Source organism: Verrucosispora sp. FIM060022 (assembly GCF_003977705.1).
Classification (GTDB): Bacteria; Actinomycetota; Actinomycetes; order Mycobacteriales; family Micromonosporaceae; genus Micromonospora; species Micromonospora gifhornensis.
This window is the reverse complement of record NZ_RQIV01000005.1, coordinates 311,985-325,048: the sequence shown is the minus strand read 5'-3', so window position 1 is coordinate 325,048 and position 13,064 is coordinate 311,985. Positions and strand designations below refer to the sequence as shown.

14 protein-coding genes are annotated in these 13,064 nt (G+C 70.1%); 4 read left to right on the top strand and 10 right to left on the bottom strand.

Annotation, left to right across the window (positions count from 1 at the left end):
* Positions 1 to 9 precede the first annotated feature (9 nt).
* Positions 10 to 471 carry a VOC family protein gene (locus EG812_RS16695; protein WP_126712076.1) on the top strand — a complete coding sequence of 154 codons (462 nt, stop codon included), beginning with the start codon at positions 10 to 12 and terminating at the stop codon, positions 469 to 471.
* 62 nt (positions 472 to 533) lie between these two features.
* On the opposite strand, the gene EG812_RS16690 is transcribed toward EG812_RS16695, so the two are convergent.
* The 4 genes from EG812_RS16690 to EG812_RS16675 are packed head-to-tail and all read right to left on the bottom strand — an operon-like array spanning position 534 to position 4,883.
* Positions 534 to 1,682 carry a serine hydrolase domain-containing protein gene (locus EG812_RS16690; protein ID WP_126712075.1) on the bottom strand — a complete coding sequence of 383 codons (1,149 nt, stop codon included), beginning with the start codon at positions 1,680 to 1,682 and terminating at the stop codon, positions 534 to 536.
* Positions 1,683 to 1,686: 4 nt separating this feature from the next.
* A complete protein-coding gene (locus EG812_RS16685) occupies positions 1,687 to 2,514 on the bottom strand; it encodes a carbohydrate ABC transporter permease (RefSeq protein WP_126712074.1) in 828 nt (275 codons plus the stop codon).
* Entirely contained in the window at positions 2,511 to 3,476 is a 966-nt protein-coding gene (locus tag EG812_RS16680; protein WP_013733643.1) for a carbohydrate ABC transporter permease, read from the bottom strand. Before EG812_RS16680 ends, EG812_RS16685 begins: the two co-directional genes overlap by 4 nt.
* A 45-nt stretch (positions 3,477 to 3,521) precedes the next feature.
* Entirely contained in the window at positions 3,522 to 4,883 is a 1,362-nt protein-coding gene (locus tag EG812_RS16675; RefSeq protein WP_013733642.1) for an ABC transporter substrate-binding protein, read from the bottom strand.
* A 351-nt stretch (positions 4,884 to 5,234) separates the two neighbouring features.
* On the opposite strand from EG812_RS16675, the gene EG812_RS16670 reads away from it, so the two are divergent.
* Genes EG812_RS16670 through EG812_RS16660 form a run of 3 tightly spaced genes read left to right on the top strand, consistent with a single transcriptional unit; the run spans position 5,235 to position 8,225 of the window.
* Positions 5,235 to 6,281 (top strand): LacI family DNA-binding transcriptional regulator, encoded by a 1,047-nt coding sequence (locus tag EG812_RS16670; protein WP_013733641.1) that lies wholly within the window; start codon positions 5,235 to 5,237, stop codon positions 6,279 to 6,281.
* 50 nt (positions 6,282 to 6,331) lie between these two features.
* Complete coding sequence (locus EG812_RS16665) at positions 6,332 to 7,279, top strand: glycoside hydrolase family 68 protein (RefSeq protein WP_126712073.1); 948 nt, start codon at positions 6,332 to 6,334, stop codon at positions 7,277 to 7,279.
* 1 nt (position 7,280) lies between these two features.
* The gene (locus tag EG812_RS16660) at positions 7,281 to 8,225 is read left to right on the top strand and encodes a carbohydrate kinase family protein (protein ID WP_502697196.1); all 945 of its coding nucleotides are present in this window, start codon (positions 7,281 to 7,283) and stop codon (positions 8,223 to 8,225) included.
* On the opposite strand, the gene EG812_RS16655 is transcribed toward EG812_RS16660, so the two are convergent.
* The 6 genes from EG812_RS16655 to EG812_RS16630 form a co-directional block, all read right to left on the bottom strand.
* Positions 8,204 to 8,386 (bottom strand): hypothetical protein, encoded by a 183-nt coding sequence (locus tag EG812_RS16655; RefSeq protein ID WP_126712072.1) that lies wholly within the window; start codon positions 8,384 to 8,386, stop codon positions 8,204 to 8,206. The genes EG812_RS16660 and EG812_RS16655 overlap by 22 nt on opposite strands.
* 90 nt (positions 8,387 to 8,476) lie before the next feature.
* Complete coding sequence (locus EG812_RS16650) at positions 8,477 to 8,998, bottom strand: flavin reductase family protein (RefSeq protein WP_013733638.1); 522 nt, start codon at positions 8,996 to 8,998, stop codon at positions 8,477 to 8,479.
* 243 nt (positions 8,999 to 9,241) lie between these two features.
* On the bottom strand, positions 9,242 to 10,249 hold the full coding sequence (locus tag EG812_RS16645) for a sulfate/molybdate ABC transporter ATP-binding protein (protein ID WP_013733637.1): 1,008 nt from the start codon (positions 10,247 to 10,249) through the stop codon (positions 9,242 to 9,244).
* Entirely contained in the window at positions 10,246 to 11,082 is an 837-nt protein-coding gene (locus tag EG812_RS16640; RefSeq protein ID WP_013733636.1) for a sulfate ABC transporter permease, read from the bottom strand. The genes EG812_RS16645 and EG812_RS16640 overlap by 4 nt, the downstream gene beginning before the upstream one ends.
* Positions 11,075 to 11,923 carry a sulfate ABC transporter permease subunit CysT gene (gene cysT, locus EG812_RS16635; RefSeq protein ID WP_013733635.1) on the bottom strand — a complete coding sequence of 283 codons (849 nt, stop codon included), beginning with the start codon at positions 11,921 to 11,923 and terminating at the stop codon, positions 11,075 to 11,077. Before cysT ends, EG812_RS16640 begins: the two co-directional genes overlap by 8 nt.
* Positions 11,920 to 12,939: a sulfate ABC transporter substrate-binding protein gene (locus tag EG812_RS16630; protein WP_013733634.1), complete on the bottom strand. Its 1,020-nt coding sequence runs from the start codon at positions 12,937 to 12,939 to the stop codon at positions 11,920 to 11,922. The genes cysT and EG812_RS16630 overlap by 4 nt, the downstream gene beginning before the upstream one ends.
* Positions 12,940 to 13,064: the final 125 nt, after the last annotated feature.

Below are 13,064 nucleotides of genomic sequence, written 5' to 3'. Positions count from 1 at the left end.
GCTGGGGGCATGAGTCGCCACATCCAAGTCACCTTCGACGCCCATGACCCGACGGCACTGTCGTCGTTCTGGAGGGACGTGCTGGGCTACGTACATCCCGGTCCGCCCGGGGTCGACCTGCCCGACGGCGCTGACCCGCTGGCCGCGTGGGACGACTTCCTCGCCCGACTCGGGGTGCCGCCGGAGCAGCGCAACACGCGATCGGCCATCGAGGACCCGGACGGGCACGGTCCCCGGCTGTTCTTCCAGCAGGTGCCGGAGGACAAGGTCACCAAGAACCGGGTCCATCTCGACGTGCGGGTCGCGCCCGATTTGCAGGGCGACGAGCGGATGGCCGCGCTGGAGGCCGAGTGTGATCGGCTGGTGGCGCTGGGCGCGAGCCGGCTACGCCGGGTCGAACCCGCGCCGCCGTTCGAGAGCGGCTTCATCGTGATGGCCGATCCGGAGGGCAACGAGTTCTGCCTGGACTGAGCCGGCCCGAGGGGGTGGCGCCGACGCCACGGCCGGGGGGTACGGCCGTGGCGTCGGGTGTCCTACTCCCCCAGGCAGTCGCGCACCGCGGCGCTGAGCAGGTTGGCTCGTTCGTCGTCGAAGCCGCCCATCTGGTTGACCACGTAAGCGAAGCCGACCTGGTGGGCGTCGTCACCGAAGGCCAGGTGCCCGCCGGCACCGTCGTGGCCGAAGCTGCGTGGCCCGAGCATCGGCCGGGGCAGCGAGTGCACGAGGAACCCGGTGCCCCACTGGTGTCCGGCGTCGGGGTGGCCGTACACCTGCTGGCCGGCGGCGCGGACGGCGATCGCGTCGTCGACGGACGCGGCGGTGAGCAGCCGGGGCCCGTCGACCTCCGATACGCAGGCGGCGTAGAGCCGGGCGAGGCTCTCGGCCGTGCTGACCGCGCCCGCGCCGGGGACCTGCGCCGCCTGGATGGCCGGGTCGTTGAAGCTGACCTCGTTGTTCTCGTCGGCCGGGAACGGGAAGGCGCCGCCCATGGTGATGGCGCGCTCGGAGACCGGGTCGATCTCCGGGCCGGGGTCCCCGATCGGCCCCAGCATCCAGGCGACCGCGTCGCGTTCGGCGGCCGGCAGCCCGATCCAGGTACGCAGGCCGAGCGGCTCGGCGAGAGCCCGGGCGAACCAGACGCCGGGCAACTCGCCGGTGATCCGGCGGATCACCTCACCGATCAGCCAGCCGAAGGTGATCGGGTGGTAGCTGTGCGCGGTGCCCGGCTTCCACAGTGGTGCCTGCGCCTCGATCGCCTGGATCACCGGATCCCAGGCGAGCACTTCCTCCCGCGTGAAGGGCTTGTCCAGCGCCGACAGGCCGGACTGGTGGGTGAGCAGCCAGCGGACGGGGATCTCCGCCTTGCCGTTCTGGCCGAACTCGGGCCAGTAGCGGGTGACCGGGGCGTCCAGGTCCAGCCGGCCCTGCTGGACCAGCAGGTACGCGCAGATCGTCATGATCCCCTTGGTGCAGGAGAAGACGACGGCCGGTGTCCCGGCGGTCCACGGTCGCCCCGTGCGGGGGTCGGCCGACCCGCCGTGCAGGTCGACGACCTTGCGTCCGCGCCGGTAGACGGCGACCGCGGCGCCCACCTCCTGCCGGTGGGTGAAGTTGTCACGGAACACGTCGGCGACCCGGCCGAAGCCGTCGGCGACGTCGCCGTGGATCTGGGTGTCGGTCAACCCGCTATCCCTTCACTGAGCCCTGAAGCAGGGCCTTGATGAACTGCCGCTGGAAGATCAGGAACACGATGAGTGTGGGGGTGAGGATCAACAACGACCCGGCGCACAGCAGCACCAGGTCCGTCCCCCACTGTCCCTGGAAAGCGCCGAGCGCACCAGCCATGGTCCGCTTGGTGGCATCGTCGACCATCACGATGGCGAGCAGGAACTGGTTCCAGGTCCAGAGGAACAGCAGGATCGTCAGCGAGGCGATCGCCGGGCGGGCCAGCGGCACGTGGATCCGCCAGAACAACTGCCAAGTGTTGCTGCCGTCGACCCGCGCCGCCTCGGACAGTTCGGCTGGCACGTTCGTGAAGTGCGCCCGCATCCAGAACACCGCGAACGGCATGTAGAGGCCGATCAGCGGCAGGATGATCGCCCAACGGGTGTTGAGCAGGCCCAGGTCCCGCATCTGGTAGTACAGCGGGGTGACCACCGCCTCGAAGGGCAGGGTGAGCCCGAGCAGCAGCAGCCCGAAGGCGATGTGGCTGCCGGGTACCCGCAGGTGACCGAGACCGAAGCCGGCCATGGTCGCGATGAGCACGCCGATCGGCACCACCCCGGCCACGATCAGCATGCTCGACTTGAGCAGGGCGCCCATGTTCGCGGCGGTGAAGGCGTCGGCGAAGTTGCTCCACTGTGGGTCCGACGGCCAGGCCAGACCGGTGGGTACGGTGCCGCGCGGTTGCAGCGCCGCCGACAGCATGCTCAGAAACGGCAGCAGGGTGACCACGACCAGGGCGATCAGGAAGATCCGCCCGCTCACCCGCTCGCTGCGACTGGTCAGGTTCATGGCTTCTCCCCTCGGGTCAGCCGCTGGATCGGCAGCACGCAGACCAGCACCAGCAGCATCAGCACCACGCCCAGGGCGGAGGCGAGCCCGACCTGCCGCTGGGAGAAGGCGAGCCGGTAGATCTCCAGGCCCGGCACGGTGGTCTGGATGCCCGGACCGCCGCTGGTGGAGATGTAGACGATGTCGAAGCTCGCCAGCGCCGCGATGACGGTCACCGTGAGGCAGACGCCGATCTCCTGGCGCAGGCTGGGCAGGGTCACCGCGAAGAACTCGCGGATCGGGCCCGCGCCGTCCATCCGGGCCGCCTCGTAGAGCGACGGGTCGATCTTGCTCATGCCGGTGACCAGCAGGATGGTGCAGAGGCCGAGCATGATCCAGGTCCCGATCACCCCGACCGCCGGCAGCGCGGTGCTGAACTCGCCGAGCCAGGGACGGGTGACGCGGTCCAGGCCGACGGCCCGCAGCAGCTGGTTGACCAGGCCGTTGCTGGACAGCACCCAGCTCCAGGCGATGCCGGCCGCGACCAGCGGGATCACCTGCGGCAGGAACAGCACGGTACGGACCAGGGTGCCGCCCGGCCCGGTGGTGATCCGCCGTACCAGGCTGGCCACCAGCAGACCGAGCGCGACCGGGATGAAGCTGAAGAAGATGATCAGGACGAACGCGTTCGTGATGATCTTCAGCAGATCCCGGTCGGTGAAGACGGTCAGGTAGTTGTCGAACCCGACCCACTGGGCCGGCCCGATGCCGTTCCAGCGGTACAGCGAGTACTGCACGGTCAGCGCGAGCGGGCGCAGCACGAAGAAGCCGTACATGAGCAGAGCGGGCAGGACCCAGAGCCACCCGATCCACCGGGTCGGGCGACCCCTACGGTTTCGGCGCGCGGGTCGCGCAGGGTCCGCCCCGCCGGGCCGGGTCGCGGTGCCCGGCCCGGCGGGGACGCTGCCGAGGGCAGACGTCATCGGATTCCTTCCGTGGCTTCCCCGGCCCACGGGCCGGGGAAGAGGTCAGCGGGACAGTTCCTTCTCGTACTCGGCCTGCACCGCCTTGACGTAGCCCTGCGGGTTCTGCTGGCCGGCGATCAGCTTCTGCATCTCCGGGGTGATCGCCGAGGCGAAGATGCCGCCGGTGGCGTTGGCGGTGAAGTCGACGGCGCCGTTGTCCGCGCCGAGCTGCTGCGAGGCCTTGAGGGTCTCGGCCAGCACGGTGCCCTCGCCCACGGCCGGCAGCGCCGACGTGCTCGGGCCGCCCGGGTGCGAACCGCCGACGTTGACCGAGATCTCCCGGGCCTTGTCGTTGGTGTGCGCCCAGTTCAGGAAGTACGCGGCGGCGTCGGCGTTCTTGGCCTTGGCCCCGACGCCGAAGGTGTTCGGCGCGGACATCGCGACGCGCTTGGCGTCGGGGGTCTCACCCGGGAAGAGGAAGAAACCGACGTTGCCGGCCATGTTCTTGTCCAGGTTCGCCGACTCCCAGTCGCCGTTGAACATGAACACGCCGTTGCCCTTCATGAACTCGCCCATCATCGCGGTGTAGTCGATGGCGTTGGCGTCCTTCGGGAAGTACCCGGCCTGGGCCCACTTCTGGATGCTCTCGGTGGCCTTGAGGGCGGCCGGGGTGTCGAAGGTGGCGCCCGGCTTCTGGAAGATCCAGTCGGCGATCTGCTGCGGGTCGCCGAACTGGTTCTGCAGCGCCTGGTGCGGGAAGTTGATGCCTGCGGTGTTCTTGTTGAACTGCATGATCGGCTGGAGGTTCGCGGCCTTGGCCTTGGCCAGCAGGTCCTCGAACTCGGCGATGGTGGCCGGCGGCTGGGTCATGCCGATCTGCTCGGCCTGCTTCTTGTTGTAGAACACGCCGGTGACGCTGTAGCCCAGCCCCATGCCGTAGAGGGAGCCGCTGCCACGCTGGGCGCCACCGTCGGTGAGCCGCAGCTGCACCAGCTGGGAGGCGGGGAACTTGTCCCACCCGTGGGCGTCGAAGTACGGGTCCAGGTTCTTCAGCAGGCCGTCCTTGACCAGGTCGACCATGGTGGGCAGCCGGATGATGTCGGGCGCGTTGTCCGAGGCCAGGACGCGCGGCGCGTTCTCCACGATGACGGTGAACTGGTCTTCGCGGACGTTGAACGTGACGTTCGGGTGCTGCTTGGTGAACTCGTCGGCGAGCGCCTTGGCCAGCGGGAAGCCGGTCTCGGCGTACATCTCCAGGGTGATCGGGTCGGTGCCGAGCTCGGTGCTGACCGCGGCGTCGGCATCGCCCGACGGGGTCTGCTCCGTGCCCGGAGCGCTGCAGGCGGTGATGGTCAGGCCGGCGGTTAGCAGCGGCACGAGTAGTGCCAGCCGGCGTCGAGTGAACCTGGTGGAGAACTCCGGCACCTCAATGCTCCTTGACTCGTCCGCGTGCCTCGCCGTCCGGCGGTCCGGGCGCCCCGTGGATCGGCCTTCGGCCGGGTGGGACGTCGCGCCGGGACTCCGGCTCGCGGTATCCAATGACAAAATGGCGGAATACGTCCTCCGCCAGCAGCTCAACTACGTCGCTAAACTGATTTAGCAGAGCATGCGCGTGATGCCGGGCACTGTCAAGGAGCAGTTGGCAACGGTCCGGAAACAACCGGTTCACCTGGCGGGCCCGACGCCGGCCGGTCCGCCCGCCGGTGATCGGTCCTTTGCCGCAACGCATCATGATGGGACGGCGGCGCGCGACGGACCGCCGCGATCGGAGGACTGATGGGCCGCGACCGAGCAACCCTGGCCGATGTCGCCAAGCGGGCAGGGCTGTCCAAGACCGCCGCCTCGATGGTGCTCAACGGGCGGGAGGGCACCCGACTGTCCGCCGAGGCGCACCAGCGGGTCTTCGCCGCGGCCGAGGAACTCGGTTACCGACCCAACGTGGCCGCGCGCAGTCTGCGTACCCGCAAGACCGCGACCATCGCGTTCGTCTCCGACATCGTGGCCACCACCCGCTTCGCCGGTGGCCTGATCCGCGGCGCGCTGGACGCCGCCCGCGAGCGCGACCACGTCCTGCTCATCACCGAGACCCAGGGCGACGCGACGTTCGAGCGGTACGCCATCGAGGCGATCCTGGACCGTCAGGTCGACGGCGTCATCTACGCCGCCATGGCCACCCGCCGCCTGTCCGTGCCGCCGGCGATCCTCAGCGGGCCGGTGGTGCTGCTCAACGCGACAAGCGCCGAGGAGCTGCCCTGCGTGCTACCCGACGACGAGGGGGCAGGCGTCGCGATCGCCGAGACCCTGCTCGGGTACGGCCACCGGGACCGGATCGCCCTGATCGGGCGCAACCGGCAGAAGGAGCGTGACCCGGAGATCTCGCTGGCCGCCGAGGCGCGACTGCGCGGCATCCGGGCCACCCTCGCCGCCGCCGGGGTCTCGTTGCTTGTCGAGAGCTTCTGTCCCGAGTGGCTTCCGGAGCACGGCTACACCGCGACCCGGGCGCTGCTGGCCCGCCCGGACCGGCCGACCGCGATCATCTGCATGAACGACCGCCTCGCCTTCGGCGCGTACCAAGCGCTCGGCGAGGCGGGGTTGACCATCCCCGACGACATCTCGGTGATCTCCTTCGACGACGATCCCACCGCCTCGTGGTTGCGCCCGCGGCTGTCGACGGCCGCCCTGCCGCACGAGCAGATGGGGCGGCGGGCGGTGGAGTTGCTGCTCGACGGCGAGGCCCCGGCGCAGTCGCTCGTGCCGATGCCGTTGCGACGGCGCCGGTCGGTCGCCGCACCGGCCGGCGCACCTGCCGTCGAGCACGACTGACGGCAGGGCGGCGCTAGCCGCTAAACCGATTTAGTGGTACGTTCCCCGCCATGCTACGTCTGCCCGACCACTGGGTGTGGGACAGCTGGTACGCCCAGGACGACGACGGTTCGTGGCACGCGTTCTTCCTGCGTGCCTCCCGCGCCCTGCTCGACCCGCACCGCCGCCACCGGCGCGCCTCGATCGGCCACGCCGTGTCGACGGACCTCCGCTCCTGGCAACTGGTCCCCGACGCGCTGGTGCCCGCCGACTCCCCCGCCTGGGACGACCTGGCGACCTGGACCGGTTGCACGGTCCGTGGCCCGGACGGACGGTGGTACCTGTTCTACACCGGTGTCGGCCGGGCGGAGGACGGTCTCGTCCAGCGCGTCGGCGTCGCCGTCTCCGACGACCTGACCACCTGGCACCGGCACGGCGACGGCCCGCTCGTGGAGGCCGACCCGACCTGGTACGAGCTGCTCGACCCCCAGATGTGGTACGAGCAGGCCTGGCGTGACCCGTGGGTGTTCCCGGACCCGGCCGGCGACGGCTGGCACATGCTCATCACCGCCCGGGCCAACCAGGGGCCCGCCGCCGAACGCGGCGTCATCGGCCACGCCACCTCCCCGGACCTGCTGACCTGGACCGTCCGGCCGCCGCTGTCCGCGCCGGCCGGCTTCGGTCACCTCGAGGTGCCGCAGGTCGCCGTCGTGGACGGCCAGCCGCTGCTGCTGTTCTGCACCAACGCCGTCGCCGACGGCCCCGAGCACCAACTCTGGGTGGTGCCCGCGCCCACCGTCCAAGGCCCCTGGGACGTGGCCGCCGCGCAGCCGATCGCGCTGCCGAACCTGTACGCGCCTCGGCTGGTGCCCGACGGCGACGGGTGGTCCCTGATCGGGTTCGTCGACCACGTCGACGGTGAATTCGTCGGTGCGATCAGCGACCCGGTGCCGGTCCACTACCAGCCGGGCATCGGCCTGGTCCCCCGCCTGCCGGCCGCCACGACCAGCGGAGGCTGAGGTGACCTGCGACCCGCAGCCGGTGGTCACCGTGCTCGGTGAGGCGGTCGTCGACCTGGTGCAGGGCCCGGACGGCCGGTTCACCGCCCACCCGGGCGGCAGCCCGCTCAACGTCGCCGTCGGCCTCGCCCGGCTCGGCGTACCGGCCACGTTGCTCGCCCGCTTCTCCACCAGCCGGTTCGGTCGCATCCTGCGCGCACACGCCGACGCCAACGGTGTCGACCTGCGGCAGGCCGTCGACACCGACGATCCGGCAACCCTGGCGATCGCCTCGCTCGACGACGACGGGGTCGCCACGTACGACTTCTACGTCGACGGCACCGCCGACTGGCAGTGGCGCGACGACGAGTTGTCCCCGGCACTGACCAGCCGGGGCATCCTGCACACCGGTTCGCTTGCGGTGTTCCGCTCCCCCGGCGCCGACCGGGTGGCCGACGCGCTGCGTACCGCGCGGGCCGAACGCGCACTGATCAGCATCGACCCGAACATCCGTCCCGGCCTGCTCGGCACCCCCGCGCAGGCCCGCGCCCGCGTCGAAGAGTTGATACGGCTGGCTCACCTGGTCAAGGCCAGTGAGGAGGACGTCGCCTGGCTCTATCCGGGCCGGCCCGTCGAGGACGTCCTGCGGCACTGGCGGGACCTCGGCGCCGCCCTCACGGTGGTGACCCTGGGAGCCGGCGGGGCGCTCGCCCTCTCCGGCACCCGCACGTTCCGGCACCCGGCACCGGTCGTCGAGGTGGTGGACACCATCGGCGCCGGTGACGCGTTCACCGCCGGGCTGCTGGCCGCGCTGTCGCGCGCGGCATCCGGCTGGCCGAACGAGGAGATCGCCGCCGCACTGCGGTACGCCGTCGAGGTCGCCGCCGTCACCTGCACCCGGGCGGGCGCCGACCCGCCGTACCGACACGAGCTGTCGAACCCTGATCAGCCGGGCACCTCGGCCTGAGCACGCCGGGTGAGGTGCCCGCCCGCAGCACCGGTCCACTCACCCAGCAGTAGAACGTCAGGCGCCATCGCCGTCAGCACCGCCCGCCGTACCGGGGGCAGGTCGACGCGCGTCTGGTTGCCCAGCCAGAGGTATCCCGACCAGGCGAGCCAGAGAATCATCTGCAGCAGTCAGACGCCCCTCCCCCACCGCGACCTGCGGCTTTCCCGATGTCAGGCAGCGGTTCTCCGCAAGAGGGCGCAGGTGTCACTTCACCCGGGCACGTGGGCTGCCGGTAACCCGGTGTAGCGGCCCCGGTGGTAGAGCAGCGGTGAGCCGACTCCGGCGCTGTGAAGCAGTTCCGGTTCGGCCAGCACGATGGCGTGGCTGCCGACCCTGACCCGATCGATCACCCGGCACAGCAGCCAGGCCAACGCGTCGGCCAGGACGGGCACGCCCTCCGGGCCGGGCTGCCAACGGGTCGGTGCCGCGAACCGGTCGATCCCGCTGGTGGCGAAGGTCCGCGCGAGTTGGTGCTGGTCGTGGGCGAGCAGATGCACCCCGACATGCCGTGCCGCCGCCATGGTGGGCCAGCTCGACGAGCCGGTGTCGACACAGAACGACACGACCGGCGGTCGGAGCGAGACGGCGGAGAAGGAGGTGGCGGTGAAGCCGGCCAGCGGGGGTCCGGGCGCGGTGACCACGGTGACCGTGCTCGCCTGGTGACGCAGGAGGTTGCGGAGCTCCGCCACGTCGGCATCGACGGGCTTGAGATCGTCGGTGGGCGGCGCCATGGGGTACTCCCTACGCTCCGGGAACGGCCTCGGGTCAATAACCTACTGATCCGGTTGGTTATGTCGATATTCTGAGCCGGTCAACCAGACCATGACAAGTAGCGTCCAGATCCCGGACACTTCTCCCCGTTTCGGCCGCATCAGCACGACGCTGTGGGTGCGTTTCTTGTTGCTCCAGCGACAAGAAACGCACCCACAGCGTTCAGCAGACGCCGACCCCCCGCGCAGGGTGCGCGTCCCGGGTCACGAGGTGGTCGTGGCGAGGCTGGGTTCGGCGGTGCGCTGCTCCGGGGTGCTCACCGTGGTGCTGGGGCTGCCCGGGGCGAGCTGGACCCGCACCTCGGAGTCGACCGCGATGCCCAGGGCGAGGAACTCGTTGCGGGTGAGCGTCACCGTCACCGGCTGGCCGCCGGTCGTGGCCACGTCGACCCGGATCTCGAAACCGATCCGGGTCACCCTGGTCACCCGGGCGGCCACGCCGGCGGTGCCGCCGGCCGACAGGTGCAGGTCGTGCGGGCGCACCAACTGGTCGCCGAGCTGGGTGACCGGGCCGAGGAAGCGCATGACGAACTCGTTGGCCGGGCGGTCGTACAGGTCGTCGGGCGAGCCGATCTGCTCCACCCGCCCCTCGTTGATCACCACGATCTCGTCGGCCACCTCCAGCGCCTCCTCCTGGTCGTGAGTGACGAAGACGGTGGTGACGTGCACCTCGTCGTGCAGCCGACGCAGCCAGTCCCGCAACTCCTTACGGACCTTCGCGTCCAGGGCACCGAACGGCTCGTCGAGCAGCAGCACGGTCGGCTCGACGGCCAGTGCCCGGGCCAACGCCATCCGCTGACGCTGCCCGCCGGAGAGCTGCGCGGGCAGCCGCTCGGCGAACTGTTCCAGGTGGACCAGGGCGAGCAGTTCGTCGACCCGGCGACGGATCTCGTCCTTGGGCCGCTTGCGGATCTCCAGACCGAAGGCCACGTTGCGGCGTACGGTCAGATGCTTGAACGCGGCGTAGTGCTGGAACACGAAGCCGACGTTGCGTTTCTGCGGCGGCAGACCGGTGGCGTCCACGCCCTCGATCTCCACCTTCCCGGTGTCGGCGCGCTCCAGGCCCGCGATGATCCGCAGCAGGGTGGACTTACCGCCACCGGAGGGGCCGAGCAGGGCGGTGAGTCGGCCGGACGGGATGCTCACCGACACGTCGTCCAGGGCGACGAAGTCGCCGAAACGCTTGCCGACGTTGACAATCTCGATGCTCAACGGTCTTCCTTCGGCCTGAGGACGGACACGACGATGATGCAGGCGACAGCGACGAGGGCCAGCAGGAACGCGGTCGCGTACGAGCCGCCCTTGTCGAAGTTCAGGTACTTCTCCTCGACGACGAGGGTGGCCGTACGGGTCTCGCCGAGCACGTTGCCGGAGACGACCTTCACCGCGCCGAACTCACCCAGGGAACGGGCGAGGCTGAGCACGACGCCGTAGATCACGCCCCACTTGATCGCCGGCAGGGTGATTCGACGGAACGTCTGCACGGCGTTCGCGCCGAGGCTGCGGGCAGCCTGCTCCTGCTCGTCGCCGATCTCCTGAAGGACCGGTACGACCTCCCGGATGACCAGCGGCAACGCCACGAACACGGTGGCCAGCACCATGCCCGGCGTGGCGAAGATGATCTGAAGACCGGCGGATTCGAGCGTCGGGCCGAACCAGCCCTCCCGACCGCCGTAGACCAGCACCAGGGCGAGGCCGACGACGATGGGCGAGACCGACAGCGGCATGTCGAGCAGGGCGTTCAGCGTCCGCTTGCCGGGGAAGTCGTACCGGACCAGCAGGATCGAGATGCCGACCCCGAACACCGTGTTGATCACGACGGCGGTCACCGCGATGACCACGGTCAGCCGCAGCGCGTGGGTGACGTCGGGATCGGTGAGGATGTCGCCCAGGCTGGTGAAGCCGTCGGCGAGAGCGTTGCGGCCGACCAGGTACAACGGCCAGGCCACCAGGAGGAACAGGTACGCGGTGACCACCGCGCGCAGCACGTACCGGCCGGGTCGGCGGCCGACCTGGTTGCGGGTGGTGATCGAGTGTTCAGCCACGGCGTATCACCCTCCGCTGGATGACGTCGAGCACGACGATGACGGCCAACGAGACGGCCAGCAGCACCACCGCGACCGCCGCCGCGCTGTCGATGTTGTCGTTCTCGATGCTGCTGAGGATGCGTACGGAGGCCACCTCGGTCCGCATCGGCAGGTTGCCGGTGAGCAGGACCAGCGAGCCGTACTCGCCGACCGCGCGGGCGAACGACAACGCCGCGCCCGCGGCGATGGCCGGGGTGAGGCTCGGCAGGACGATACGCCGGAAGGTGGTGTACCGGCTGGCACCCAGCGAGGCGGCGGCCTCCTCCACCTCCGGGTCGAGTTCGGCCAGCACCGGCTGCACGGTCCGCACGATGAACGGCAGGGTGACGAAGAGGAAGGCGAGGAAGACCGCGATCCGGGTGTTGGCGATGTTGACCCCGAGCGGGCTGCCCGGCCCGTACAGCGACAGCAGCACCAGACCGGCGACGATCGTCGGCAGCGCGAACGGTACGTCGATGAGGATTTCCAACGCCCGCTTGCCGAAGAACCTGTCGCGGACCAGCAGCCAGGCGATCAGGGTGCCCATCACGATGTTGACCAGGGTGACCAGCAGCGCGGTGCCCACGGTCAGCCGAATGGTGGCGGCGGTCTGCTCGTTGGTCACCGACCGCCAGAAGCCGGCCCAGCCGCCTTCGGCGGCGGTCACCGCGACGGCGGCCAGTGGGATCAGCACGAGCAGGCTGAACCAGACCATGGCCACGCCGAGGCCCAGCCCGGACACCCGGGTCAGCGGCAGGCCGCTCCGGACCGACCGGCGGGGGGCCGCCGGTCGGTCCGGAGCAAGAGTTGCCGAGGTCACTTCGCCTTCCCGGAGGCCGCGATGACCTTGGTGATGATGCCCTCGTTCTCATCGAAGAACTTCTTGGACAGCGCCGACCAGCTCTCGAAGTCCGTGTCGACGGTGAGCAGCTTCTGCGGCGCCGGGAACGGGTTGGCCGGGTCGAGCGCGCCCTCGATACCGCTGGTGTCGACGCCGTCGATGATCGGACGGAAGCCGGTCAGGGCGAACTGCCGCTGCCCCTGCGGGCCGAGCACGAAGTCCAGCCACTCCTTCGCCTTCGGGTCCGCGTCCTTGAGCACGGCGCCCGGGTTCTGGATCAGGATGGTGGTGGGAGGCAGGATCCAGTCCAGATCCTCGCCGTTCTGCCGGGCCAGGATCGTCTCGTTCTCGTAGGCCAGCAGCACGTCACCGGTGCCACCGAGGAAGGTGGTGGTGGCGTCCCGGCCGCTGCCCGGCAGCGACACCACGTTGGCGAACAGCTTGGTGAGGAACTCCTGCGCCTGGGCGTCGGTGCCACCGTTGGCGGCGATGTGTCCCCAGGCGGCGAGGGCGTTCCAGCGGGCGGCGCCCGAGGAGGCCGGGTTGGGCGTGACGATGCCGATGCCGGGCTTGATCAGGTCGTCCCAGCCCTGGATGTTCTTGGGGTTGCCCTTGCGTACGGCCAGGACCACGACCGACGAGGACACGATGCCCTTGTTCGGGCCGTCGTCCCAGCTCTCGTCGACCAGACCGGCGTCGACCAGGCGGGTCACGTCGCTGCTGACGGAGAAGTGCACGTAGTCGGCCTTGAGGCCGGAGACCACCGCGCGACTCTGGTCGCCGGAGGCGCCGTAGGAGGACTTGAACCGTACGCCCTTGCCCGCCTCGGTCTTGTTCCATTCCGCGGCGATGGCCTTGTTGGCCGCCTCGGGCACCGCGAATCCGACGATGTTCAACGTGCTGGAGTCACTCGCCGAGGTGCCGCCGCCGCAGCCCGACAGGGCCAGGCCGGTGACCATGGCTGCAGCGATGGCCGTTCTGATCCGGAGCCTCATCGCAGGTGTCCTCCTCCAGTGCGCGCCCGCACTCTATAAATCCGACCGACTAGATAGGGAATATGCCCGTTTTGGGCCATCAGCAGGAAAAGCGGTGTTGGATCGCGGTCACGGACCGAGCCTCG